Here is a 24,607-nt window from a genome sequence, read left to right on the forward strand (position 1 = left end):
AGCGCCGGCCGGAGCGCGCGGGCGGCGAGCGCCAGCGCCGCAGCGCCGGTGAGCGCGGCCGCGCCGAGGATCCGGTTCTGCCGCCTGATGCGCGCCGGAATCTCCGCGTACGGGACGGTCGAGAACGACACCAGCTCGTACCGGGACACGTAGCGGCCCGCGAGGCGCCGCTCCAGCGCGTGCGTCGCGGCCTGCCTCGCCCGGTACACCGGCGAGGAGACCCGGTCGCGCATCTCGACGAAGTTGTCGAGCGCCATCTCGGCGATCGCGTCGGTGTTGGCCTTGCGCCGCTCCTGGTAGAGCGACAGGGCGCGCGGCCAGTGCCCGCCCGCCTCGTCCAGGCAGCGGTCGATCTCGATGCAGTCCTCGAACGCGCAGTTGGCGCCCTGCCCGAAGAACGGCACGATCGCGTGCGCCGCGTCGCCGACCAGCGCCGCGAGCGCCCCGTCCCCGTACCGCGCCCACGGCCAGCACCGGACGGTGACGAGCGACCCGACCGGGTTGCGCGCGTAGTCGGCGGCGAGGTCCGGCATGAGGCCCGCGACGTCCGGATAGTGCTCGGCGAAGTGGGCCGCGACCCGCTCGGGCGTGTCCAGCGCGTCGAAGTCGGGCTTCGGCCAGAACAGCGTGCAGGTGAACGACCGGTCGAGGTTCGGCAGCGCGATCATCATGGACGTGCCGCGCGGCCAGATGTGCAGCGCGTCGGGGTCCAGCGCGAAGTCCCCGTTCCGCGCCGGGACGGTCAGCTCCTTGTAGCCGTGCTCCAGGAAATCCGCGTCGACGTCGAGGCCCAGGGAGGTCCGCACCGCGCTGTAGGCGCCGTCCCCGGCGAGGACGACGTCGGCGGGCTCGGTGACCGTGCCGCCGTCGGCGCCCTCCAGCAGCAGGACGCCTTCGCGGGCGTCGACTCCCGTCACGCGCTGGGAGAAGCGCAGCGTGACGCCGGGGGTGGCTTCGGCGGCGTCCAGCAGCGATCGGTTCAGCTCGGCCCGGCTGATGGAGTTGATGGCCCGCTCGCCGTCCGCGCTGTAGGGCTGGAAGTTCGGGGCGGCGCCCAGCGGGTGCACCATCCGGCCGTGCATGGGCAGCGCCCGCTTGAGCGCGTGGTCGCGCAGGCCCACCTGCTCCAGCGCCGCGAGGCCGCGCGCCGAGACCGCCAGGTTGATCGAGCGGCCCCGCTCGGCGCCCGCGACGCGCGGGTCGGGGCGCCGCTCGTACACCGTCACCGGGACGCCGCGGCGGCCGAGCAGCACGGCCAGCAGGCAGCCCGCCAGCCCCGCGCCGACGACGGCGACGCGCTCCCCGCCCGGCCCGCGGCCCGCGCCGTCACGCGCCATGGACGGGGACCTCCTCGGTCTGCGAGCGGACCTCCCACAGGTCGGGGAACGCCGGGGCGAACAGCGTGGACCGCAGGTAGTCGGCCCCGGCCGACCCGCCGGTGCCGACCTTGGCGCCGATCGTCCGCTCGACCATCTTCAGGTGCCGGTACCGCCACTCCTGGATGCCCTCGTCCACGTCGACGAGCGCCTCGCACACCTCGGCGGCCGGGCCGCTCTCGTCCGCGTACACGGTGAGGAGGACCCGCTGGACGCCGGGGTCCGGCTCCCACGGGCGGGACGTGTCACGGCCGAGCGCCTCGTCCGGGACGGGGTGGCCCTGCCCGGCCAGGTAGCGCAGCAGCGAGTCGAACAGCGACGGGCGGGACGTCGCCGCGCGGAGCCGGGGGTCGTCGCGCAGGTCCGAGGCGGGGAAGGAGCGCCGCCCGAGCACGGCCTCCAGCTCGCGGAACTGCGCGCTCTGGAACCCGCTGGACGTCCCGAGGGCGTCCCGGAACGAGGCGAACTGGCGGGGCGTCATCGTCTCCAGCACGTCGAGCTGCCCGACCACGGTCTTGAGGATCTTGGTGATCCGGCGGGCGGTGTGCAGCGACCCGGCGCTGTTGCCCTCCTCCAGCCGGCGCTGGAGCAGCTCGGCCTCGTGCAGGATCTGCTTGAACCACAGCTCGTAGACCTGGTGGATGATCACGAACAGGAGCTCGTCGTGGGCGCCGGTCCGGGGTTCCTGGCAGGACAGGAGCCTGTCGAGCCGCAGATAGCCGCCGTACGTCATCGTCGGCGAATCCGCCATTACCGCCTCCTTGCGCCATAACGGATGTGACCCGCAGCATATTGGATCGTTCCGCCCATCCAGGGCGAGAGCGGGCGGGGGCGCCCGCCCTCCCATCCTCACCCGCGCGGGGCTCCGCGGCCGTCCGCGTCAGGGACGCCGCCGCGCCGTCCGCGCGCTCACCACAGCCGCAGCGAGCGGGTAAGGATCTCGGCCACCGTCTCCGGGTGGACGGGCCGCGGCGACGTCGCGAGCAGCCGCTCCTGCTTCATCGTCCCCTCGACCAGCGCGGGGACGTCGCCCTCGGTGTACCCGACCTCGCCGATCCCGGCCGGAATGCCGATGTCGCGCATCAGGGCGAGGAGCACGCGCGGGAGGTGCTCGGCCGGGTCGTTCGGGCGGTCCATGGACGGGTCGAGCAGCTCGGCGGCCCGCACGTGCCGCTCGGGGCGCGCCTGGTAGGTGAACCGGAACGCCTCCGGGGCGGTCAGCGACACCGCCATGCCGTGCGGCACCAGCGGCCCCTCGCCCGGGTAGCCGGACGGCCGGAACCCGCTGGCGCGCCCGGCGATCGGGTAGGCGTTGGCGTGCGGGACGTGCACGCCCGCGTTCCCGAACCCGAGGCCCGCGAACGTCGCGGCGAGGGCCATGTCCGCGCGGGCCTGCCGGTCCTCGCCGTCCTGGACGGCCCGGCGGAACGAGCGGGCGAGCAGGCCCAGCGACCGTTCCGCCCACATGTCCGACACCGGGTTGGCGCCGCAGTACGGGACGCGCTGCTCCGGCCGCTTCCGGTCGTAGGAGTCGAAGGGCCGCGCGGTGTAGCTCTCCAGGGCGTGGCAGACGATGTCCATCCCGGCCGAGGCGGTGACCTCCGGCGGCTGCGACAGGGTGAGGTCGGGGTCCACCACGGCGAGCGTCGGGCGCAGCCGGGGGTGGCTGATCCCCGTCTTGACCCTGAGTTCCAGGACGTCCAGGACGCACACCGTCGTGCTCTCCGCGCCGGTCCCCGTCGTCGTGGGCACGGCGATCAGCGGCAGCAGCGGGCGCTCCGGCGCCCGGCCCGCCCCCACGGGCGGGTTGAGGTACTCCGACAGGTCGCCCTCGTTGGTGGTCAGCAGGTCGACCGCCTTGGCGGTGTCGATGCTCGACCCGCCGCCGACCGCCACGTACGCGTCGTAGGGGCCGCCCTCCCGCGCGTACCGGACCGCGAGCCGCAGGCTCTCGTCCGTCGGCTCCACGCGCACCGCGTCGAAGACGTCCGCCTCGATGCCGTAGGCCTTCATCGCGTCCGCGACGCGCTGGGGCCCGCCCGTGGCGGCCACGCCCGGGTCGGTCACGACCAGGACCCGCCGCGCCCCGTACTGGGCCAGGTCGTACCCGATCTCGTCGGCCGCGCCCGCGCCGAACTTGAGCTGCGGAGCGCCGTAGGTGAAGACCGTCTCGCCCGCCATCGCGCCACCTCCGTGCGATCCAGTGACCGTCTCCACCGTGACATCACCCGTGGAGAAGTCAACGAACGCGTGGCGGCGTGCGCGCTACGGAGCCGGGCGCAGGGCCGGGGCGTCCTAGGGCGCGACCTCGCCCGCCGACACCCGGACGGCGCGGAGGGCGGCGGTGATCTCGGCGGCCTGGCCGGCGGGCAGCCCGCCGATGCCGAAGCCGGACTCGTTGAGGGCCGCGGTGGCCTCCTCGGCCAGCTCGCGTCCGGCGTCGGTGATCGTGGCGAGCACGACGCGGCGGTCGTCGGGGGAGGGGCGGCGGCCGACGAGGCCGCGGCCCTCCAGCCGGCCGATCACGTTGGTGACCGAGGCGGGGTGGACCATCAGCCGGGTGCCCATCTTGCCCATCGGCAGCGTCCCGGTGCGGGTGAAGGCGAGCAGCCGCAGGGCCTCGTACGCGGCGAACGTCAGCCCGTACGGCTTCAGGACGGACTCGACGCGGCCGAGGAGGAGCTGCTGGGCGCGCATCACCGAGGTGACGGCCGCCATGTGGTCGGCGTGCTCGGGCCAGCGGAGGCTCCACTGGCGGTGGGCCTCGGCGATCGGGTCGAGGGCGGGGCGGACGGCGTCGCCGGGGACGGGATCGCCGGGCACGGGATCACCGGGGACGGGGTTGCCGGAGGCAGGGGCGGGCACGGCCTCACCGTATGCCACCTGACCGGTCTTGACCTGATCGGGCACGGAAACTACTTTAACTTCCAAATATTGGATGTCCAAGGGTTGGGGGCGAGCACCGTGGCGCGTTCGGCGGGTGACCTCCACGTACCGGTGCATCCGGTGCGTTTCGTGACGGCGGCGGCGCTGTTCGACGGGCACGACGCCGCGATCAACATCATGCGGCGGATCCTCCAGTCGCAGGGCGCCGAGGTCGTGCACCTCGGCCACGACCGCTCGGTGCGCGAGGTCGTCGACGCCGTCCTGGAGGAGGACGCGCAGGGCGTGGCGATCAGCTCCTACCAGGGCGGCCACGTGGAGTACTTCGAGTACCTCTCGCACAGCCTGAAGGAGGCCGGCGCCGAGCACGTCCGGGTGTTCGGCGGGGGCGGCGGCGTCATCGTGCACGAGGAGATCGCCCGGCTGTCCGGCGCGGGCGTGCGGATCTTCTCGCCCGAGGACGGCCAGCGCCTCGGCCTGCCCGGCATGATCAACGAGCTGGTGCGCGACTGCGACGTGGACCTGGCCGCCGAGCCGCCCGCCGCGGACGCCGTCCTGGCGGGCGACCGGCGCGCCCTCGCCCGGGCGATCACGTGCCTCCAGGCCGGGCGGCTCCCGGACGCCGGCCGCGCCGCGCTCGCCGCGGCGGCGGCCGGGCGGAGCGTCCCGGTCCTCGGCATCACCGGCACCGGCGGGTCCGGCAAGTCCTCGCTGACCGACGAGCTGGTGCGGCGGCTGCGCGTCGACCGGCGGGACGGGCTGCGCATCGCGGTCCTCGCCGTGGACCCGACCCGGCGGCGCGGCGGCGGCGCCCTGCTCGGCGACCGCATCCGCATGAACGCCCTCGACGGCGACCGCGTGTTCTTCCGGTCCCTGGCGACGCGCGGCGCCCGCGAGCTGCCCGAGGGCATCGAGGACGCCGTCACCGCCTGCAAGGCCGCCGGGTACGACCTCGTGATCCTGGAGACGCCCGGCATCGGCCAGGGCGACGCCGCGATCGTCCCGCTGGTGGACGTGTCCCTCTACGTCATGACGCCGGAGTTCGGCGCCGCGTCCCAGCTGGAGAAGATCGACATGCTCGACTTCGCCGACGTCGTCGCGATCAACAAGTTCGAGCGGCGCGGCGCCGCCGACGCGCTGCGGGACGTGTCGCGGCAGCTCGTCCGCAACCGGGAGGCGTTCGGCGCCCGGCCGGAGGACATGCCGGTCTTCGGCACCAGCGCCGCCACGTTCGACGACGACGGCGTCACCGCGCTGTACCAGCACCTGAGCGGGCTGCTCGCCGAGCACGGCCTGCCCCGCTCGCCCGGCGTCCTGCCGCGGGTCGAGACGAAGGTGTCGACCGGCGCCGCCACGATCATCCCGCCCGCCCGCGTCCGGTACCTGTCGGAGATCGCCGAGACCGTCCGCGGCTACCACGCCGCCACGGCCGCGCAGGTGGAGGCGGTCCGGCGCGTCCAGCGGCTGGACGAGGTCCGCGCCGAGCTGGCCGACGCCACCGAGGTGGAGGCGCTGCTGGAGCGCGCCCGCCGCGACGTCGACCCGGCCAACGCCGAGCTGGTCGAGGGCTGGCCCGCCGTCGTCGAGGCGTACTCGGGCGACGAGCAGGTCGTCCGGATCCGCGACAGGGAGCTGCGGACGAGGCTGACCCGCGAGTCCCTGTCGGGCAGCCGCATCCCGCGGGTCGCGCTGCCCCGCTACACCGACCACGGCGAGCTGCTGCGGTTCCTGCGGTCGGAGAACCTGCCGGGCCGGTTCCCGTTCACCGCCGGAGTGTTCCCGTTCAAGCGCGACAACGAGGATCCGGCGCGGATGTTCGCGGGGGAGGGCGACCCGTTCCGCACCAACCGGCGCTTCAAGCTGCTGTCGGAGGGCCAGCCCGCGACCCGCCTGTCGACCGCGTTCGACTCCGTCACCCTGTACGGGCGCGACCCGGACGAGCGCCCCGACGTCTACGGCAAGGTCGGCACGTCGGGCGTGTCCATCGCGACGCTGGACGACATGAAGGCGCTGTACGACGGGTTCGACCTGTCCGCGCCCACCACCTCGGTGTCGATGACGATCAACGGTCCGGCGCCGACGATCCTGGCGTTCTTCCTGAACACCGCGATCGACCAGGGGCTGGACGCGTTCCGCGCCGAGCACGGGCGCGAGCCGTCCGGCGAGGAGGCGGAGGCCGTCCGCGCCCGCGTCCTGTCCACCGTGCGGGGCACCGTCCAGGCCGACATCCTCAAGGAGGACCAGGGCCAGAACACCTGCATCTTCTCGACCGAGTTCTCGCTGCGGATGATGGGCGACATCCAGGAGTGGTTCATCGCCAACGGCGTCCGCAACTTCTACTCGGTGTCCATCTCCGGATACCACATCGCCGAGGCCGGGGCGAACCCCATCAGCCAGCTCGCGTTCACCCTCGCCAACGGGTTCACCTACGTCGAGTCGTACCTGGCCCGCGGGATGGACGTGAACGACTTCGCGCCCAACCTGTCGTTCTTCTTCTCCAACGGCATGGACCCCGAGTACAGCGTCCTCGGACGCGTGGCCCGCCGCATCTGGGCCGTGGCCATGCGGGACCGGTACGGCGCCAACGAACGCAGCCAGAAGCTCAAGTACCACGTGCAGACGTCAGGGCGCTCCCTGCACGCGCAGGAGATGAACTTCAACGACATCCGCACGACCTTGCAGGCCCTCATCGCCATCTACGACAACTGCAACAGCCTCCACACCAACGCCTACGACGAGGCCGTCACCACCCCGACGGCCGAGTCCGTGCGCCGGGCCCTCGCGATCCAGCTCATCATCAACCGCGAGTGGGGCCTCGCGATGAACGAGAACCCGCTCCAGGGGTCGTTCGTCATCGACGAGCTGACCGACCTCGTCGAGGAGGCCGTCCTGCGCGAGTTCGACGCCATCAGCGAGCGCGGCGGCGTGCTCGGCGCGATGGAGACCGGCTACCAGCGCGGCCGCATCCAGGACGAGTCGATGCTCTACGAGCAGCGCAAGCACGACGGGTCGCTGCCGATCGTCGGCGTCAACACCTTCCGCGCCCCGGACGCCGGCTCCGGCACGCCGCAGACGATCGAGCTGGCCCGCGCGACCGAGGAGGAGAAGCGGTCCCAGCTCGACCGGGTCCGCGCCCACCAGGCCGCGCACCGCGAGGAGGCCGCGGCCGCCCTCGCCGCGCTGAAGGACGCCGCCCGCTCGGGCGGCAACGTGTTCGCGGTGCTGATGGACGCGGCGCGGGTGTGCAGCCTCCAGCAGATCACCGACGCGTTCTTCGAGGTCGGCGGGCAGTACCGCCGCAACGTGTGACCGGCGGCGGAGCCCACCGGGGTCCCGGTTCCCGCGAGGGCGCCGCGGGCCCCGGCACCGACGACACCGGCACGGGCACCGAGGAGACCGGTACCGACGACACCGGGGCCCCGGTCCCCGTCCCGGACCGGGTCCGCCGGGTGGTGTCGCTCGTCCCGTCCCTGACCGAGTCGGTCGCGGCGACCGCGCCCGGCCTCCTCGCGGGCGCCACGGACTGGTGCACCCACCCCGCCGGCCTGGACGTCCCGCGCGTCCGGGGCACGAAGAACCCGGACGTGGCGAAGATCGTGGAACTGCGGCCCGACGTCGTCCTCGGCAACACCGAGGAGAACCGTCCCGCGGACGTCGAGGCGCTGCGCGCGGCGGGGATCCCGGTGTGGATGACGCGGATCCGCACCGTGGACGAGGCCCTCGCCTCGCTGCGCCGCATGCTCGCCGGGGCGTGCCGGGTGGAGGCGCCGGGCTGGCTGGACGAGGCGGAGCGGGTCTGGGCCGGCGTGGAGCCCGGCCCGCCGCGCGCCGCGATCATCCCCGTCTGGCGGCGGCCCTGGATGGTCGTCGGCCGCGACACCTTCACCGGCGACGTCCTCGCGCGCCTGGGCGTCGCCAACGTGTACGCCGGCCATCCCGAGCGCTACCCGAAGATCCCCTTGGACGAGCTGAACGCGGCGGACGCGGACCTGGTCGTCCTGCCCGACGAGCCGTACCGCTTCACCGCCGACGACGGCCCCGAGGCGTTCCCCGCCCTGCCCGCCGCGCTCGTCGACGGCCGCCACCTCACCTGGTACGGGCCGTCCCTCGTGGACGCCCCGGCGGTCCTGGCCGAACGCCTCGCGGCCGGCTCACTCCTCAGGCGTCAGGGGGAGCAGCGGGCCCAGGGTCGGCCGCGCCTTCCGGGGGACGGGTGAACATGGCCTCCAGGCAGCGGGCCATGCGGCCGTCCAGTTCCTCGGCGGGCACGTCGATCTCCCGCGCGAGGTGCTCGCGGAGCAGCGTGTACCCGTAGATGGTGGAGGCCAGCGCCGCCTGGACGGCCTCCACGTCGTCGATCGGGAGCTCGCCGCGGGCGGCCTCCTCGGCGAGCGCCTTGCGGCCCTCGCCGCGGTTGAGCAGCACCCGCGGCCGGTCGTCGCCGTCCAGCACCAGCAGGGTCGCCAGCCGGACCGGCTCCGGGTTGCGCAGGCTCTGCCAGAACAGCCGGGACAGCCGCTTGCGCAGCGGCAGCCCGACCGACTCCGCCGCGTCGTCGGCGTTGGGCCGCGACCGGTGGAACAGCGCCGAGCGCAGCAGCCCCCGCCGCGACCCGAAGTACTGGTAGACCAGCCCGCGGTTGACGGCCGCCTCGTCGGCGACCTCCCGCAGGTTGAGCCCGGCGAGGACGCCGCCGCGGCGCAGCAGCGCGACCGCCGCCGCGCGCAGCGCCTCCTCGGTCGCGTCCCGGTCCCGTGCCTGGCCCTCGCGGCGGGCCGCCCGCGGGCTGGTCACCATCGCCTCCGTTCGCCGGCGGAGTGCGCGCGAGGCCCGCTCAGGCCTTCGGCCCGCCCGCCACGTAGATCACCTGTCCGGACACGAACGAGGCGTCATCGCTCACCAGGAACGCCACCACGCCCGCGACGTCCTCCGGCACGCCGACGCGGCGCACCGGGATCTGCTGGGCCGCCGCCTTCTTGAACTCCTCGAAGTCGGCGCCGACCCGCGCGGCCGTCGCGGCGGTCATCTCCGTCGCGATGAACCCGGGGGCGATCGCGTTGGCAGTGACGCCGAACTTGCCGAGCTCGATCGCGAGGGTCTTGGTGAACCCCTGGAGACCGGCCTTGGCGGCCGAGTAGTTGGCCTGCCCGCGGTTGCCGAGCGCCGACGTCGACGACAGGTTGACGATGCGGCCCCAGCCGGCCTTGGTCATGTGCTCCTGCGCGGCCCGGCTCATCAGGAACGAGCCGCGGAGGTGCACGGACATGACCGCGTCCCAGTCGTCCTCGGACATCTTGAACAGCAGGTTGTCGCGCAGGATCCCGGCGTTGTTCACGAGCACCACCGGCGGCCCGAGCTCGGCCGCGATCCGCGCGACCGCGGCGGCGACCCGCTCGGCGTCGGCGACGTCCACGCCGACGGCGAGGGCCTTCCCGCCCTCCTTGCCGATGGCGGCGACGGTGTCCGCGCAGGCGGCCTCGTCGAGGTCGCAGACCGCGACCGCGAAGCCCTCCTGCGCGAGGCGGACGGCGGTCGCGGCGCCGATGCCCCGCGCCGCGCCGGTGACGATGGCGACCCTGGTGTCCGTCATGGCGTCCTCCCTGCCCTTCCTCAGACCTTGATGTCCTTGGCGATGATCGTCTTGAGCACCTCGCTGGTGCCGCCGTAGATGCGGGCGACCCGGGCGTCGGTGTACAGGCGCGCGATCGGGTACTCCAGGATGTAGCCGTAGCCGCCGTGCAGCTGGAGGCACTTGTCGACCACCCGCTGCTGCACCTCGGTGCAGAACAGCTTGGCGACGGCCGCGTCCGCGGGGGTGAGCTCCCCGGCGTCCAGCGCCTCGATCGCGCGGTCGACCAGCGACCGGGCCGCCTCGACCTCGGTGGCGCACTCGGCCAGCACGAACTTGGTGTTCTGGAACGACGACACGGTCTTGCCGAACACCGTGCGCTCCTGCACGTACTTGCGGGCGAACTCGACGGCGGCGGCCGCCGACGCGTACGAGCTGGTCGCGATGCCGAGCCGCTCCTCGGCGAGGTTGTGGGTCAGGTACTCGAACCCGCGGCCCTCCTCGCCGAGCAGGTCCTCGACCGGGACGCGCACGTCGGTGAACGACAGCTCGGCGGTGTCGGAGCTGCGCAGCCCGATCTTCTCCAGCTTGCGGCCGACCGCGTAGCCCTCGCTCTTGGTGTCCACCGCGAGGATCGACAGGCCCGCCCGGCGGTTCTCCGGCGTGGCGGGGGAGGTCCGCGCGACGACCAGCACCCGGTCGGCGAGGACGCCGCCGGTGATGAAGGTCTTGGCGCCGTTCAGGACGTAGTGGTCGCCGTCCAGCTTGGCGGTGGTCTGCATCCCGGCCAGGTCGGAGCCCGTGCCGGGCTCGGTCATGGCGATGGCCGTCATCATCTCGCCGGAGATGAACGGCGGGAGCCAGCGCTTCTTCTGCTCCTCGGAGGCGTACTTCAGCAGGTACGGCAGGACGAGGTTGACGTGCACGCCGTAGCCGCCGAAGCTCACCCCGGCCCGGGCGCACTCCTCGGAGATCACGGCCTGGTACTTGAAGCTGGTCTCGCCCGCGCCCCCGTACTCCTCCGGCACCTGGATGCCGAAGACGCCGAGCTCGCCGAGCTTGTTGTAGAAGTCGCGCGGCGGGTGCCCCGCCTCCTCCCACTGGTCGTACACGGGCGCGACCTCGGCCTCGATGAAGTCCCGGATCGTCTCGCGGAAGGCCTCGTGGTCCTCGTTGAACAGGGTGCGGCGCACGGCGGTGCCCCTTTCGGAACGCGTAACTATCAGAACGCTAACTTAACGCGAACGAGATTCTAGTACCAAACCGGGCAGGCGAGCACAGAGGCCACCTCCCACGGCCCGAGGACCAGAACAGAAGCTAGCGTTCCGCTGATAGCCGCGCTCAGCAGTTCGGCGCGCAGACCCGCCGGGAGATCGCCTTCAGGAAGATCTCCTGCACCTGGCCCGGGGTGTCCGCGACGAACACCTCGCCCCGCGTCGCCCGCGCGATCTCCCGCAGCTCGGCCACGTCCACGTCCCGGCCGTAGCCGAACATGAACACCGGCACGGGACGCTCCGGGTCGTACTCGCGGCGCAGGACGTCCAGCGTCGCCCGCAGCGACGGACCGCCCGGATCCTCGTTGCGCCCGTCCGTCCACAGCAGGATCGAGTTCACGAACTCCGGCTTGTAGGTCCGCTTCATGTAGTCGAACGCCGCCATGACCGTGTCGTACAGGCCCGTGTCCCCGTGCTCCTTCGCGCGCATCTGCGCGAACGCGCTCAGCACCAGTTGGCGTCGCGTGGACGAGCCGAGCCGCTCCCCGAGCGGCCCCACGCTCACCATCTCCCGCCAGTCCTGGTCGCCCTGCAACCGCGTGGAGAACACCCACTGGCCGAGCTCGGTGTCGTCCGGCAGGAGGGACAGCCCGCCCTGCGCCGTGCTGATCGTCGACTGCAACCGCGTCACGCCCGGCGCGACCTCCTCGTCCATGGAGCCGGACACGTCGATGATGCTCAGCATCCGGATGCTGAGGGACAGCCGCGCCCACGACTGCATGGTGCGCCGCACCTCGGCGGGAGGCGGCGTGGAGAGCGCGTGGAGGCCGCGCGGGTCCAGGCCGTTGCTCGCGGAGAACTGCGGAGGCGCGGTGCCGTCGGACGTCCGGAACCCGAGCCTGCGGAGGTCGTCCCGGGTGGCCGCGGAGGTCAACGCCTTCATCAAGAGCCCGCTCGCACGCCCCTTGGCCGAGTCCCGCGACAGGTTGACGACGGGGTAGTCCAACAGGACCGTTCCCTCCGCGGGATGCACCGCGACCGCGGGCTCGGCGGGCCGCCGCGCGTTGTAGCCGAACACCGCCTGCTCCGGCGCGAGCGCCACCGGATACCTCTCACCGCGTTCCTTGCGGAACGCGGTGAACTCGGCGTCGACGGACGCCGCGATCCCCTCGCGGAACGTCCGGACGGCGCCCGTGAACAGGGCCTCGCCGCCCTGCACCCGGGACAGCAGCGTCCCGGCGAGCGTCAGGGCGCCCATCCCGGTGGCGGTGCGGTTCGGATCGGGCACCTGGAGCCTGAACAGCCGCCGGGGAATGCCGCCGCGACCCTCTCCATCGGCCGGGTCCTTCGTCGAGTTCTCAGCGGTGCCCGCGGCGCGCAGCAGATCCTCCCAGGACGGCTGCGCGGGAACGCCCTTCTCCCTCAGCTGCCCCGCGAGCGTCTTCGGCATCGCCACGACGATCGGCGTACCCGCCATGCTCCCCAGATCGGTCAGATTCCCCGCCTGGTTGCCCGCCGTCCCCTGGACGAGCTTCGTCCACAGGGTGGAATCGGGAATCCAGACGTCCGGCTTCTGCGTGACCCCCGCCGATCCCCGCCCCGACAGGAGCGTCGCCACAGCGACCGGGTCGGTCGCGCTGACCCGCGCCCGGACACACTTGCCCCCGACCTCGTTCCCGTCGTCGTTGAAACGGCCCACCGCCCTGGCCACCGCAGGCGCGACATCAGGCGCCGCCGCCACGGCCAGCGTCAACGTGCCGTCACCGGAGCAGCCTCCGCCCGTCCCGGCGAGGGCATACGCCCCCAGGCCTCCGACCACCGTCAACCCGACCGCCGCCGCGAGCGGCCCGAGCAGAACCCGCCGCCGCACCCCCCGGCTCCCGGCATGCCCGCCACGCCCCCGCCGCCACCCGCCGGCCGCAGCATGCGCGGGCCCAGAAGCCCGACGCCCCCGCTTACCGGGCACCACCCGAGAGGCGCCCACTTCCGAGCCCCCCCGATCACCCGAACGCACAGCCCTTCCCGCACGGCCTCCCCGAGAGACCACATCCCCCTCCGCAGGCGCACGCCCCGCCACGAACAAGTCACCCCGCGCGGGTTCCGTCTGCCCCGAGGCCATGCCACCCGACGCAGCCGCGCCCCCTCCCAACGAGCCGCCCCCGGCGGCCACGCCCTCCGCCGAAGGCGAACCGCCCCGCGCAGGTGCGGCCCGTCCCGAGGAAGCCCCGCCCCACCTAGCCGCACCCCCGCCGGAGGGCGTCACGCCCTGTCCGGACGCGCCTTCTCCCGAGCCCATGGCGTCCGAACGCATGGCGTCCTGTCCGGACGCGCCTCCCAGGGGGTCCTCGCCCCACGCGACCATGTCTCGTCCCGGCGACGCGTCGCCCTGGGCGGATGCGCCCCCGGCCGAGCCCGTGGTGCCCCACCCGGACGCGCTGCCTCCCAAGGGATCCTGGCCCCACGCGGATGTGTCTCGTTCCGGCGACGCGTCGCCCCGTGCGGATGCGCTTCCTGCCGAGCCCGTGGTGCCCCACCCGGACGTGCCAGCTTCCAAGGGGTCCTCGCCCCACGCGGATGTGTCTCGTCCCGGTGACACGTCGTCCTGTGCGGATGCGCCCCCTGCCGAGCCCGTGGTGCCCCACCCGGACGCGCTCCCTCCCAAGGGGTCCTCGCCCGGCCTGGTCGCTCGGCCTCCGGATTGCGTCTCGCCCTGTCCGGGTGGGCTTCCGGAGCGCGTGATCCCCCATGTGGGCGCGCCGTCTCCGATGAAAGCTTCGCCCGGTCTGGCGGCGCCCTCTCCGGATGGCGTCACGCCCTGCGCGGGTGCGCCTTCTCCCGAGCGCGGGGATCCCCACGTTGGCGTGCCGTCTTCCATGGCGGCTTCGCCCCACGCGACCGCGTTGCGTCTCGGCGACGCGGTGTCATGCGTGGGCACGGCCTCGCCCGCGGCCGTGTTGCTCCATGTGGGTGTACCTTCTCCCGGCGACGCGTTGGCCTGTGTGGGTGGGCCGCCTCTCAAGGACGTCTCGCCCCGGGTGGCTGCGTTGCTTCCTGAGGGCTCGGTGCTTCGGGTGGCTTTGAGTCTTGCCCGGAGCCTGGCGCCTGTGCGGGAGGTGATTTCTCGCGCGAATGAGGTCCCTTTCGAGGGGGCGGCCCCTGCTCGGGGTGTGCTTCTGCGTGCGTGCCTGTTCACTTCCGCGGGTTTGGCGCCTTCAGGAGGCGTGGTTTCTGGCGCGGGTGCGGCCTCGTTGGTGAGGGAGGCGTCTTGGGCTGGTGTGGTGTGCGGGCTCGGAACACCGCCGAGGTACGAGGAGCCGCGGAACGTATAGGGAATGCCGGTTCCGCCGCTCTCGCGCGGGTCTCGCGGCGCCCAGTCGGGCACGTCGTCGTCTGCGCTCATCGCCGATCTCCGTTTCCGGACGGGAGCGCCGGGCCGCGGCCCGCCCGCCTTGCCAGATCCTCGCGGGAGGAATGAGACAGATGAGTGATGTGTCTCGGTCCGCCTCGTGTGATGTTCGTCTCAATGCGGACGTTCGTCAAGGCTCGCGTCCAGGTTGGCGTCGGATCGGCACGTCGGAGAGCAGCGCCGCCAGGCCGGCCGCCCTGGCGGGCGTCGCGTCGCCCGGCGCTCGTCCGGCCACGGCGGCCTGGAGCCGGGCGACCCTTCCGGCGAGGTCGACGGGGGTGCCGCCGTCGACCTCGTTGAGCAGCGTCGTCACCTGCGTCGCGAGCTCGGTGCCGAAGCGGGGATCGATCTCGCGTGCCGCCATGCCGGCGTCGATGGCGCGCCGCATTCGCGCGAGGGCGTCCACCGCGAGCGCGCGCGTCTCCGGCGGCGGCCCGGCGGGGTGGCGGGGCGCGGAAGTCTCCGGCGGTGGGGGAGGGAGGCCGGGACCCTCTCCCGAACTCGGGGGCGGCCTCGTTCCTACCGGCAGGGGCGGCACCGCGACGGGGGACGGTCCGGAGTCACGCAGCGACGCCAGGATCACGACGAGCGGGACGAGCGCCAATGCCAGCGCGGAGGCGCACACCCCGGTCAGGAGCATCGCGTGCCCGATCCGCTCGGGTCGCCGCCTCGCTCGTCCGGCCGCGATGGTGGCGGAACCGGCGGCGGGCTCGGAGTCGGCGGATTCGGCTGGGGCGGATTCGGCTGCGGCGGATTCGGCTGCGGCGGACTCGGGTGGGGCGGACTCGGGTGGGGCGGACTCGGGTGGGGCGGACTCGGGTGGGGCGGACTCGGGTGGCGGGGACTCGGGTGGCGGGGACTCGGGTGGCGTGGAGGCGGCGGGGGTGGATCCGGCAGGGGCGGAGTCGGCGGGGGTGGAGTCGGGGGAGGTGGGGTCGGTGGGGGGCGGGGTGGGATCGGTGGTGGCTGTGGCGAGCGTGTCGCCGTCCGGCCGGGAAGCGGATTGCACGGGACCTCCCCTCGGGCGCGGGGCGGTGTACCGGCCCCCTGGCTGTACGCACGGCGGACGCGGTCGGCTCACCTGGACGCGCGCCATGCACGGCCCGGCGAGGAAAAAGTTCGGATTCCGCGGGTTTCGGCTTGTGGCCGGAGCAGGCCAGCGTTGGGCCTTGTGCTTTCCGGCGGATGTGCTCGGGGCGGAGCCCGGTCTCAAGGACGGGTCAGGGCGCCGTCAAGCGCGGGTCCCCGGACATGAAAAGCGGCGCCGGGTGGATACGGGGGCAATCCACCCGGCGCCGCATCATCGGTGTTCCGACGGGGGCCCGGAACACCGGCACGGGCGCTCCGACGGGGGACCAGAGCGCCGGTACAAATCGTACACCGAAACCCCCCGCGGTTAGTCAAGAGAATGTCACGACCCGATTTCCGGTCGCTGTCCGGAAACCGGCTTGTGTTCCCGGCTCCCCGGTTCCTGGAACCGCGCCGTCGGGACCGGCTCCCGGCCGCCGTTGGCGAATACGACGCTGATGTAGGGCAGGAACAGCGCTCCGACGATCAGGAGCCCCACGAGCCACAGCGGCGCCCCGGCCATCGCGGACACCACCGCGCCGACGAAGCACACGGTCCGGATGCCCATGGACAGCAGGTAGCGGCGCTGCCGGTGGCCGATGTCCTCCGACATCGGCCGGGGAGCGTCGGTGACCGTGTAGACCTCTGGCCTGCGGCGGGGATTGACCTTCACCATTCCACGGTAAGCCCAAGGAGTCCGCGAGGCGACAGTAGGTGGCGCCTTGGCAACGGGAGGAGCGAGATGACCGATCGCACGTACCGGGTGACCGAGATCGTGGGGACCTCCCCGGAGTCCGTCGAGGCCGCGGTCCGCAACGGGATCAGGCGCGCTTCGCAGACGCTCCGGCACCTGGACTGGTTCGAGGTGACGGAGGTCCGCGGGCAGATCGAGGACGGGGAGGTGGCGCACTTCCAGGTGACGTTGAAGGTCGGTTTCCGTCTGGAGGACGGCTGAGCGCGTCCCTGCGCCCTCCGGGCCCCCTTAGCGGAGCCCCGCCTGCCTGAAGACGCCGGAAGGCCCGCCTGGCGACGCTGGGGGCGCGCCAGGCGGGCCTCGGCGTCCGGGGCGGAGGTCGAAAGCCCCGTCCGGACGGGGATTCAGGACGCCTGCGACACCGTCGACATGTTGAAGTCGGGCACCCGGACGGGAGGCATCGCCGCGCGGGTGAAGTAGTCCGACCATTCGCGGGGGAGGGTCGGCGTGGTGCCGCCGACCTCCGTGATGCGCGACAGCAGGTCGACGGGGCTCTCGTTAAACCGGAAGTTGTTCACGGCCCCGACGACCTCGCCGTCCTCGACGAGGTAGACGCCGTCGCGGGTGAGGCCGGTGAGCAGGAGCCGCTGCGGGTCGACCTCCCGGATGTACCAGAGGCAGGTGAGCAGCAGGCCGCGCTCGGTGCGGGCCACCATGTCCTCCAGGGAGGCGCCGCCGTCCGGCCCGGTCATGGCGAGGTTGCCGATGGACGGGGTGAGCGCCAGCCCGGTCCGCCGCGCCGAGTGCCGGGTCTGGGTGAGGGAGGTGAGGGTGCCGTCCCTGATCCAGTCGGTGGCCGTCAGCGGCAGCCCGTTGTCGAACACCGACGACTCGCGGCTGGAGGCGTGCGCGACGACGAACGGGGTGCACTCCATGCCGGGGGCGAGCGGGTCGCTGGCGAGGGTGACGGGCAGGCTCGCGAGCTTCTCCCCGACGCGGGTCCCGCCGCCGGGTGCGCTGAACACGGTCCGGCCGTCCTGGGCGTCCTGGGCGTTCGCCGACCAGTACAGGTAGATCATCAGGTCGGCGACGGCGCTCGGCGGCAGGATCGTCTCGTACCGGCCGGCGGGCAGGTCGACGCGCCGCTCGCCCCACGCCAGCCGCCGCGCGAGGTCGGAGGTCAGCGCGGGGACGTCCACCTCGGCGAAGTCGCGGGTGCCGACCCCGGCCCACGCGGAGCCGCCCGCGCCCTTGGCGTTGAGCTCCAGCAGCCCGGTCGGCTGGTCGTCGCGGAGCCGCAGGCCCGCGGAGCTGCCGACGAACGTCGAGGTCACGCCGTGGTTGGCGAACCCGTAGAGCCGGTGGTCGGCGGCCTGCGCGGCGGCGAACGCCTCGCCGAGCGCGGGCGCGAGGCCCTCGAAGACGCCGATGCCGGTCTCGGCCGGGGCGTCGTCCCAGCCGTCCGCAGCGCCGCCGCCGACGAGCGGCGCGGCGTCCTCGGCGGGGGTGTTCGCGGCGGCGTCGGCCTCGGCGGCGCGGACGAGGTCCTCGACGGCGTCCGCGCCGACCGCGGCCCGCGACACCACGCCCGCCGCGACGCCGTCGCCGGTCCCGCGCAGCGCGATCACCGTGAGGCGGCTGGAGCGGGTGACGCCGTTGGTGGTGAGGGTGTTGCCCGCCCACCGCAGGTTCGCGGTGCTGGACTCCTCGGCGATGACGACGCAGTCGTCCGAGCGCGACAGCGACAGCGCCCGCTCGACGGCCTCCTGCGGCCCGAGAACGCTCACTGGCCGGCCTCCTTCAGGGCGTTGAGGATGTTGACGCCGCGGAACAGCGCCGACGGGCAGCCGTGGCTGACCGGCGCGACCTGCCCGGGCTGGCCCTTGCCGCAGTTGAACGCGCCGCCGAGCACGTAGGTCTGCGGGCCGCCGACGGCCTCCATCGAGTTCCAGAAGTCGGTGGTGGTCGCCTGGTAGGCCACGTCGCGGAGCTGCCCGGCGAGGCGGCCGTTCTCGATGCGGTAGAACCGCTGCCCGGTGAACTGGAAGTTGTAGCGCTGCATGTCGATCGACCAGCTCTTGTCGCCCATGATGTAGATGCCGCGCTCCACCCCGGAGATCAGCTCGTCGGTGGACGGGCCGTCCTCGGCGGGCTTGAGCGACACGTTCGCCATCCGCTGGATCGGCATGCTGGACGCGGAGTCGGCGAACGCGCACCCGTTGGAGCGGTCGGCGCCGGTGAGGCGGGCGATGCGCCGGTCGGTCTGGTAGCCGGTGAACAGGCCGCCGGACACGATGTCGAACGACTGGGTCTCGACGCCCTCGTCGTCGTAGCCGATGGTGGCGAGGCCGTGCTCGGCGGTGCGGTCCCCGGTGATGTTCATGACCTTGGACCCGTATTGCAGGGAGCCGAGCTTGTCGGGGGTGGCGAAGGACGTGCCGGCGTAGGCGGCCTCGTAGCCGAGCGCCCGGTCCAGCTCGGTGGCGTGCCCGATCGACTCGTGGATCGTCAGCCACAGGTTCGACGGGTGGACGACCACGTCGTAGACGCCCGCCTCGACCGACGGCGCGGCGAGCTTCTCGGCGAGCAGCTCCGGGATGCGGGCCAGCTCGCCGTCCCAGTCCCAGTGCGCGCCCGTCAGCCACTCCCACCCGTACCCGGCGGGCGGCGCGAGCGTCCGCATCGTGTCGAAGACGCCGTCGGCGATCCCGACCGCGTTGACGACGGGGTGGAGCCGGACGCGCTGCTGGGTGGTGACCGTCCCGGCGAGGTCGGCGAAGAACTTGTTCTCCTTGACCTGGAGCAGGGTGGCGTCGACGTGGTCGACGCGGTCGTCGGACAGCAGGCGGCGGCTCCAGTCCGCCAGCAGCGCGACCTTGTCGCCGGTCGGGATGTCGAACGGGTCGACCTCGTAGGAGGAGACCCAGGTGCGCTCCCCATGGACGGGCTCCGGCGCGAGCTCGATGGGCTCGCGGTTGACGGCCCTGGCGACGGCGGCGACCTCGACGGCCTGCGCGGCGACCCGCGCGGCGCCCTCCGGGGTCAGGTCGATGCCGGCCGCGAAGCCCCAGGTGCCGTCCTTGACGACCCGGACCGACAGGCCTATGTCGTCGGCGTCCACGGCCGTCTCCAGGGCGGCGTCGGCGAGGCGGAGGGTCTGGCTGCGGATGCGCTCCAGCCGGAAGTCGGCGTGCTCCGCGCCGAGCTCCCGGGCCCGGCTCAGGGCCGCGTCGGCCAGCGCGCGCAGCGGGAGCGCGGTGAAGGCGGGATCGATGTCATGCACCCTTGGCAACCTACCGCCCGCGGGGGCGGTGCCCGCCCGAACAAACACGGTCAGCGGGATCTTGTCGGGTCGGCACATCCTCAGCCCGCCGCCGGGCCGCTAGTGTCCCTTGCTGTCGTCGCCGGACGGCGAGCGGACGGCGGGACGGAGCCCGGCGGGCCCGCGCGCAGGTCCGCCACAGCCAACGGAAGGGTCGTGATGAGTCGCTCAGTCCTCGTGACCGGGGGTAACCGGGGCATCGGCCTGGCGATCGCCCGCGAGCTCGCCGCCGCGGGGGACGCCGTCGCCGTCACCTACCGGTCGGGCGAGCCGCCCGAGGGCCTGTTCGGGGTCCGGTGCGACGTGACCAGCGCCGAGGACGTCGACGCGGCGTTCGGCAAGGTCGAGGCCGAGCAGGGGCCCGTCGAGGTGCTCGTCGCGAACGCCGGGATCACCAAGGACACGCTGCTGGCGATCATGAGCGAGGAGTCGTTCACGTCGGTGCTGGACACCAACCTGACCGGCGCGTTCCGGGTCGCCAAGCGCGGCGTGAAGGGCATGATGCGCAAGCGCGGCGGCCGGATCGTGCTGGTGTCGTCGGTGGTGGGGCTGCTCGGGTCGCCCGGCCAGGCGAACTACGCCGCGTCCAAGGCGGGCATGGTCGGCTTCGCCCGGTCGCTGGCCCGCGAGCTCGGCTCCCGCAACATCACCGTGAACGTGGTGGCGCCCGGCTTCGTCGACACCGACATGACGGCGGTGCTGAACGAGGACCAGCAGAAGGCGATCACGGCGGCCATCCCGCTCGGGCGCATCGCGCGGCCCGACGAGGTCGCCAAGGCCGTGCGGTTCGTGGCGAGCGAGGACGCCGCCTACATCACCGGGGCAGTGATCCCCGTCGACGGCGGCCTGGGAATGGGGCACTGAGGCATGGGAATTCTCGAAGGCAAGCGGATCCTGGTCACGGGCGTCCTGACCGACGCGTCCATCGGCTTCCACATCGCGCGGGTCGCGCAGGAGCAGGGCGCCGAGGTGGTCCTGACCGCCTACCCGCGCCCGACCCTCACCCAGCGCACCGCCAAGCGGCTGCCGACGGGACCCGACAACCCGCCGCCGGTGCTCGAACTCGACGTCATGAACACCGAGCAGCTCGACTCCCTCGCCGGCAACCTCCAGGACCTGGGCTTCGACCGGCTGGACGGCGTCGTCCACGCGATTGCGTTCGCGCCGCAGAACGCCCTCGGCGGCAACTTCCTGGACACCCCCTGGGAGGACGTGGCGATCGCCGTGCACTCCTCGACGTACTCGCTGAAGGCGCTCACGATGGCGTGCCTGCCGCTGATGAAGGACGGCGGCTCGGTCGTCGGGCTGGACTTCGACGCCACCAAGGCGTGGCCCGTGTACGACTGGATGGGCGTCGCCAAGGCGGGCCTGGAGTCGTGCGCCCGCTACCTGGCCAAGTACCTGGGCCCGCAGGGCATCCGCGTCAACCTGGTCGCGGCCGGGCCGCTCGCCACGATGGCGGCCAAGAGCATCCCCGGGTTCGAGAACATGACGGACATGTGGCCCCGCGTGGCGCCGCTCGGCTGGAACATCAAGGACAGCGAGCCCACCGCGCGCGCGTGCGCGGCGCTGCTGTCGGACTTCTTCCCGGCGACGACCGGCGAGATCGTCCACGTGGACGGCGGCCTCCACGCGGTCGGCGCCCCCCCAGCCGCAGACACCGCAGACACCGCAAGCTGACCGGCTCCCACAACCAGCCGACGGGCGTCCACACACAGCCGACCGACTCCCGCGAACGCTGAGGGCCCTTCCCCACCGGGGGAAGGGCCCTTCGTGCTGCTTCGCTCCGGGCCGGAGCTCGCGATCCCCTGGCCGGGGGTCAGCGGCCGCCGGCGCGGCGGCGGAGGCTGCGGCCCGCGACGCTGAGGTTCAATGCCGCCACGGCGCCCGCGGCACCCGCGGCGGCGGCCACCCACGCCATCTGGTCGTCCTGGCGCTGCGAGGCCGCGACGGGGGAGATGAGCCGCGTCTGCGGCGTCCCCGCGGCGAGGTAGCCGTTCGGGTCGGTGGCGATCTCCGGGGTCGGCAGGACGCCCGTGAGCCCGGACGGCGACGTCCCCTTGTAGGGCTTGAGCCCCTGGCCGCCCGTCATGGTGGACGGCGCGCCGCCCGCCCCGCCGCCGCTCGGCGTGCCGGACGGGGCGCGCGATCCCGCAGAGGTCTTCGCGGGCGCCTTCGCGGCCTTGCTCGGGGAGCTCTTCTTCGGCGCCGCCTTCGTCTGCTTCGTCGGCTTCGTCGAGGGCGACGGCGTGGGCGTCTTCGGGGTCAGGGCCTCGCGCAGGTTGCCGAGGTTGCACTTCCAGTTCTCGATCGTGCTGGCCGGGTCCGTGCCCTTCGCGCAGGGCCGCTCGCTCGCCGCGGCGTCGGCCGCCGGTGCGGCGAGCAGCAGGACCAATGCGCCCGCGGAGACCGCCGCCGAAGCCGAGCCGAGCCGCAAGAGCTGCTGGGGCATGTCGCTCCTCTGCCTGCCGGTGATGCTGTTGTTGACATCGTGTCCAACGAAATGGCGACACGATGGTCACGGTCACGTCCGCGCCCAATGGGACAGATCGTGCCCCATTGGCGCGCGACCGTAAACAGCGACACGTCGGTTTCTTCACCCGGACACCACCGGCAGAGCACCACAGCCCCCAAACACCACACCCGTCCCCACGCCGTCAGCGCCCCTGCGCCGTCGGCGTCACTACGGCCACAGCATGCCCGCAGCCGCGGTGTCCCAGTGGAGGCGTCACCGCGCCGGCGGCCCTCCGCACGGCGACGCCACGAGGGCGGCCAGGGCGTCGTCGCGGTGGCGGCGTTTCAACAGACGGCGTCACCGCGCCAACGGTTCGCACTGGGGCGTTACTGCACCACCAGTTTCGCCAGCCGGGTTCGGCGTTCGGTGGCGCCGACCTCGCGGACCGCGCGCGCCAGCGCGGGGCCCGCCGCCTGGACGACCGACAGGTGCCGCCGCGCCAGTCCGAACGCCGTGGCCGTCACCGGCCGCGAGAGCCCCTCGCCGGACATCACCGCGACGACCGCCGGGCGGGGCGTCCCGGCCGCCTGCGCGACCGTCACGGCCCACCCGTGGCGCAGCCGCCCCGCGTCGGCGGGGGACAGGGTCGCCATGCCGTCGGCGAACTCGACGTCGAGCCCGTGCGGCCCGCCGCCGAGGACGACGCCGACCTCGCCGACAGGCGCTTGGGGCAGCGGTGCCGAGACCACCACCCGATCGCCCGGGTCCATCCCGGCGAACCTGCCGGGGCCCGGGTTCAGCCGCGCCTTGAACGCCGCGTTCAGCGCCGTCGCGCCCGCCTCGCCGCCCGTGGCAGGCGCGACGACCTGGACGTCCTCCGGGGGGATGCCGAGGGCGCGGGGGATCGAGTCGGTCACGAGCTGGACGGCCCGGTGCACCGCCTCCGCCGGGTCGGCGGCCGGCACGACGACCACCTCCCGGCCCGGCGCCTCCACGGCCACGAGGTCGCCGCCGCGCACGGCCGCGCCGAGCGCGCGCAGCGGATCGGAGGGCGGCTCGGCGTCCAGCGTGACGACCGGGACGGTCTCGGACGCCTCCAGGTCGCCCAGGGGGTTCCCCGGACCGGCGGGCGGCGGCGCGCCCTCCTCCGCGCACAACACTAGATGCGTGCCGTCGGCGCACGCCTCCACCAGTACCCCGCACAGCTCCACGTCCAGACCGGACGCGGCGGTCACGAACAGCAGGTCCACATCGAGCGGCCGCTGCTCGCCCCGCCCGAAGACGACGGCCCCTGGCGCGGCTGAGGCGTCCTGCCGCGGTTCGAGCAGCCGGTGCAGCGCGGCCACCACCGGCCCCCGCACCCGAGCCTCGCCCTCCCCGCCCGAGCGATCGTCACCCTCGGATGAGTCGAAGCCCGCTGCGCTACCCGTCTGATCAGCGGCACTCGCGGAGCCGACGGGCGGCCCGTCCACCGACGCGCTACCTCTCGCCGAGTCAGGAGTGGCCTCGGCGGCGCCACCACTCGGGTCGCTCCCGTCGTCCTCCGCGGAGGCGGGGGCGTCCTTTGACGCGCTGCCTCCCGTGGAGCCGGGCGTGGTCCCGGCGGTACCCCTCCTCGGGCCGCTGCTCTCACGTGCGACGGTGCCATTCGCCGGCGCGGCGCTGCCTGTGAGGCGGCTGCCGTCGTCGCCTGTTGGTGGGTCGTTGCGGGGGGTTAGGGCGGCGGGGTCGGCCGCTAGGCCTGGGGGGAGGGTGGCGGCGAGGTCGGCGGCGGCGCGGGCGGTGGGGGCGGCCACTGCGGTGCGGATGCCGTGTCCGGCGGCGGCCGCGGCGAGGTCGAGGGCGGCCCTCTCGACGTCGCCGGGCGCCCCGCGCAGGATGCTCACGCCGGTGCGGATCGCGGCGGTGAGCGCGAGGGAGCGGTCCTCGGGGAGGCCGGAGCGCAGGGTTCGGACGGCGTCGTCGTCCAGCAGGGGTGTGGCCGTGAACGTCAGCCGCTGGAACCCCTCGGCGGCGGCGTCCTCGGCCAGCGCCCAGCGGGCGAGCCCGAGCGTCTCCTCGGGTTCGGGGGGCTCGGCGTCCTCGTCGAACGCGTTCTCGTCGAACTCGGGCTCCTCGGTGAGGACGAGGACGTCGCCCTCGTCCAAGGCGGCCTCGACGGCGCCGCGCGGGTCCGGGACCTGGATCCGCTCCAGCGCGGCGACGACGGCGGCGGCGGGCGTGACGGTGTGCCCCTCGCGGGCCGCCTCCGTGAGCAGGTGCCCGACGAGGGCGCGGCCGCGGCGGGGGTCGTCGGGGCGGGCGTCCGCGCCGAGCAGCCGCCGGGCGAAGTGGTCGGCCTGCCGCGGCTGGACGCCGGGGACGCGCAGCAGCAGCCACGGGTCGGCGCGCAGGCGTCCGGCCGCGTCCGCGCCGAGGCGCGCCGCCGTGCGGGGCGTCAGCGCGGTGGGGACGCCCGTCTCGTCGAACAGTTCGTTCAGGGCGGCGAGCCCCTCCCGCGTGGGCGGGGTGATCGCGGGAGGCGGCGTCTCGGCCGGTGTGGCGGGGGCTCCGCTGCGGGGTCCGCCGCCCCGGCCGCCGTGCTCGTCGCCCGATCCGCCGCTCTGCTCAGCGGCGGGCG

General features: G+C 73.7%; 19 protein-coding genes. 5 read left to right on the top strand and 14 right to left on the bottom strand.

The features are described from left to right. The 4 genes from E1300_RS32110 to E1300_RS32125 form a co-directional block, all read right to left on the bottom strand. Nucleotides 1-1,337: FAD-dependent oxidoreductase (locus E1300_RS32110; protein ID WP_131760862.1), on the bottom strand; the 1,337-nt coding region annotated here is incomplete at its 3' end. Then, entirely contained in the window at nt 1,327-2,127 is an 801-nt protein-coding gene (locus E1300_RS32115; protein WP_131760863.1) for a tryptophan 2,3-dioxygenase, read from the bottom strand. The genes E1300_RS32110 and E1300_RS32115, both read right to left, overlap by 11 nt. A 158-nt stretch (nt 2,128-2,285) precedes the next feature. Beyond that, nucleotides 2,286-3,557 (bottom strand): hydroxyacid-oxoacid transhydrogenase, encoded by a 1,272-nt coding sequence (locus E1300_RS32120; RefSeq protein ID WP_131760864.1) that lies wholly within the window; start codon nt 3,555-3,557, stop codon nt 2,286-2,288. A gap of 114 nt (nt 3,558-3,671) precedes the next feature. Further along, entirely contained in the window at nt 3,672-4,199 is a 528-nt protein-coding gene (locus tag E1300_RS32125) for a MarR family transcriptional regulator (protein ID WP_131760877.1), read from the bottom strand. Between the two features lie 183 nt (nt 4,200-4,382). Here E1300_RS32125 and icmF point away from each other — a divergent pair, with 183 nt between their 5' ends. Both icmF and E1300_RS32135 read left to right on the top strand, forming a co-directional pair. Continuing rightward, a complete protein-coding gene (gene icmF, locus E1300_RS32130) occupies nt 4,383-7,568 on the top strand; it encodes a fused isobutyryl-CoA mutase/GTPase IcmF (RefSeq protein WP_242619522.1) in 3,186 nt (1,061 codons plus the stop codon). Nucleotides 7,569-7,708: 140 nt separating this feature from the next. Further along, entirely contained in the window at nt 7,709-8,476 is a 768-nt protein-coding gene (locus tag E1300_RS32135; RefSeq protein WP_131760878.1) for a helical backbone metal receptor, read from the top strand. Here E1300_RS32135 and E1300_RS32140 read toward each other — a convergent pair. From E1300_RS32140 to E1300_RS32170, 6 genes are all read right to left on the bottom strand, one after another. After that, on the bottom strand, nt 8,418-9,056 hold the full coding sequence (locus E1300_RS32140) for a TetR/AcrR family transcriptional regulator (RefSeq protein WP_131760866.1): 639 nt from the start codon (nt 9,054-9,056) through the stop codon (nt 8,418-8,420). The two genes, E1300_RS32135 and E1300_RS32140, sit on opposite strands and share 59 nt — an antisense overlap. Nucleotides 9,057-9,093: 37 nt before the next feature. Beyond that, nucleotides 9,094-9,849, bottom strand: coding sequence for a 3-oxoacyl-ACP reductase FabG (fabG, locus tag E1300_RS32145; protein ID WP_131760867.1), 756 nt, complete (start codon nt 9,847-9,849; stop codon nt 9,094-9,096). Between the two features lie 20 nt (nt 9,850-9,869). Continuing rightward, nucleotides 9,870-11,021 (bottom strand): acyl-CoA dehydrogenase family protein, encoded by a 1,152-nt coding sequence (locus E1300_RS32150; RefSeq protein WP_131760868.1) that lies wholly within the window; start codon nt 11,019-11,021, stop codon nt 9,870-9,872. 148 nt (nt 11,022-11,169) lie between these two features. Next, the gene (locus tag E1300_RS32155) at nt 11,170-12,912 is read right to left on the bottom strand and encodes a substrate-binding domain-containing protein (protein WP_131760869.1); all 1,743 of its coding nucleotides are present in this window, start codon (nt 12,910-12,912) and stop codon (nt 11,170-11,172) included. 1,666 nt (nt 12,913-14,578) lie between these two features. Next, nucleotides 14,579-15,457 (bottom strand): hypothetical protein, encoded by an 879-nt coding sequence (locus tag E1300_RS50450; RefSeq protein ID WP_165503086.1) that lies wholly within the window; start codon nt 15,455-15,457, stop codon nt 14,579-14,581. Between the two features lie 402 nt (nt 15,458-15,859). Beyond that, entirely contained in the window at nt 15,860-16,189 is a 330-nt protein-coding gene (locus E1300_RS32170; RefSeq protein WP_131760871.1) for a DUF3099 domain-containing protein, read from the bottom strand. 69 nt (nt 16,190-16,258) lie between these two features. On the opposite strand from E1300_RS32170, the gene E1300_RS32175 reads away from it, so the two are divergent. Then, the gene (locus tag E1300_RS32175; RefSeq protein ID WP_131760872.1) at nt 16,259-16,471 is read left to right on the top strand and encodes a dodecin; all 213 of its coding nucleotides are present in this window, start codon (nt 16,259-16,261) and stop codon (nt 16,469-16,471) included. Between the two features lie 143 nt (nt 16,472-16,614). On the opposite strand, the gene E1300_RS32180 is transcribed toward E1300_RS32175, so the two are convergent. Together E1300_RS32180 and E1300_RS32185 are read right to left on the bottom strand one after the other, a co-directional pair. Further along, on the bottom strand, nt 16,615-17,997 hold the full coding sequence (locus E1300_RS32180; protein WP_131760873.1) for a TldD/PmbA family protein: 1,383 nt from the start codon (nt 17,995-17,997) through the stop codon (nt 16,615-16,617). Further along, on the bottom strand, nt 17,994-19,493 hold the full coding sequence (locus E1300_RS32185) for a TldD/PmbA family protein (RefSeq protein WP_207400071.1): 1,500 nt from the start codon (nt 19,491-19,493) through the stop codon (nt 17,994-17,996). Before E1300_RS32185 ends, E1300_RS32180 begins: the two co-directional genes overlap by 4 nt. A gap of 198 nt (nt 19,494-19,691) precedes the next feature. On the opposite strand from E1300_RS32185, the gene E1300_RS32190 reads away from it, so the two are divergent. Next, the gene (locus E1300_RS32190; protein ID WP_131760875.1) at nt 19,692-20,396 is read left to right on the top strand and encodes a beta-ketoacyl-ACP reductase; all 705 of its coding nucleotides are present in this window, start codon (nt 19,692-19,694) and stop codon (nt 20,394-20,396) included. A 3-nt stretch (nt 20,397-20,399) separates the two neighbouring features. Then, nucleotides 20,400-21,212, top strand: coding sequence for an enoyl-ACP reductase FabI (gene fabI, locus E1300_RS32195; RefSeq protein ID WP_131760876.1), 813 nt, complete (start codon nt 20,400-20,402; stop codon nt 21,210-21,212). Between the two features lie 139 nt (nt 21,213-21,351). Here fabI and E1300_RS50455 read toward each other — a convergent pair whose 3' ends face one another. Further along, the gene (locus tag E1300_RS50455) at nt 21,352-21,984 is read right to left on the bottom strand and encodes a hypothetical protein (protein ID WP_165503087.1); all 633 of its coding nucleotides are present in this window, start codon (nt 21,982-21,984) and stop codon (nt 21,352-21,354) included. A 389-nt stretch (nt 21,985-22,373) separates the two neighbouring features. Further along, a partial coding sequence (locus tag E1300_RS32205; protein ID WP_306440686.1) for a helix-hairpin-helix domain-containing protein occupies nt 22,374-24,607 on the bottom strand: 2,234 nt, incomplete at its 5' end.

It is taken from the genome of Actinomadura fibrosa, assembly GCF_900659615.1.
GTDB classification, from domain to species: domain Bacteria; phylum Actinomycetota; class Actinomycetes; order Streptosporangiales; family Streptosporangiaceae; genus Spirillospora; species Spirillospora fibrosa.

What these genes read in the sequence shown, in the direction of transcription:
- E1300_RS32175 (WP_131760872.1), top strand. Translation starts at nt 16,259, where the DNA reads ATGACCGATCGCACGTACCGGGTGACCGAGATCGTGGGGACCTCCCCG.
- E1300_RS50455 (WP_165503087.1), bottom strand. Translation starts at nt 21,984, where the DNA reads ATGCCCCAGCAGCTCTTGCGGCTCGGCTCGGCTTCGGCGGCGGTCTCC.
- E1300_RS32120 (WP_131760864.1), bottom strand. Translation starts at nt 3,557, where the DNA reads ATGGCGGGCGAGACGGTCTTCACCTACGGCGCTCCGCAGCTCAAGTTC.
- E1300_RS32140 (WP_131760866.1), bottom strand. Translation starts at nt 9,056, where the DNA reads ATGGTGACCAGCCCGCGGGCGGCCCGCCGCGAGGGCCAGGCACGGGAC.
- E1300_RS32190 (WP_131760875.1), top strand. Translation starts at nt 19,692, where the DNA reads ATGAGTCGCTCAGTCCTCGTGACCGGGGGTAACCGGGGCATCGGCCTG.
- fabG (WP_131760867.1), bottom strand. Translation starts at nt 9,849, where the DNA reads ATGACGGACACCAGGGTCGCCATCGTCACCGGCGCGGCGCGGGGCATC.
- fabI (WP_131760876.1), top strand. Translation starts at nt 20,400, where the DNA reads ATGGGAATTCTCGAAGGCAAGCGGATCCTGGTCACGGGCGTCCTGACC.
- E1300_RS32115 (WP_131760863.1), bottom strand. Translation starts at nt 2,127, where the DNA reads ATGGCGGATTCGCCGACGATGACGTACGGCGGCTATCTGCGGCTCGAC.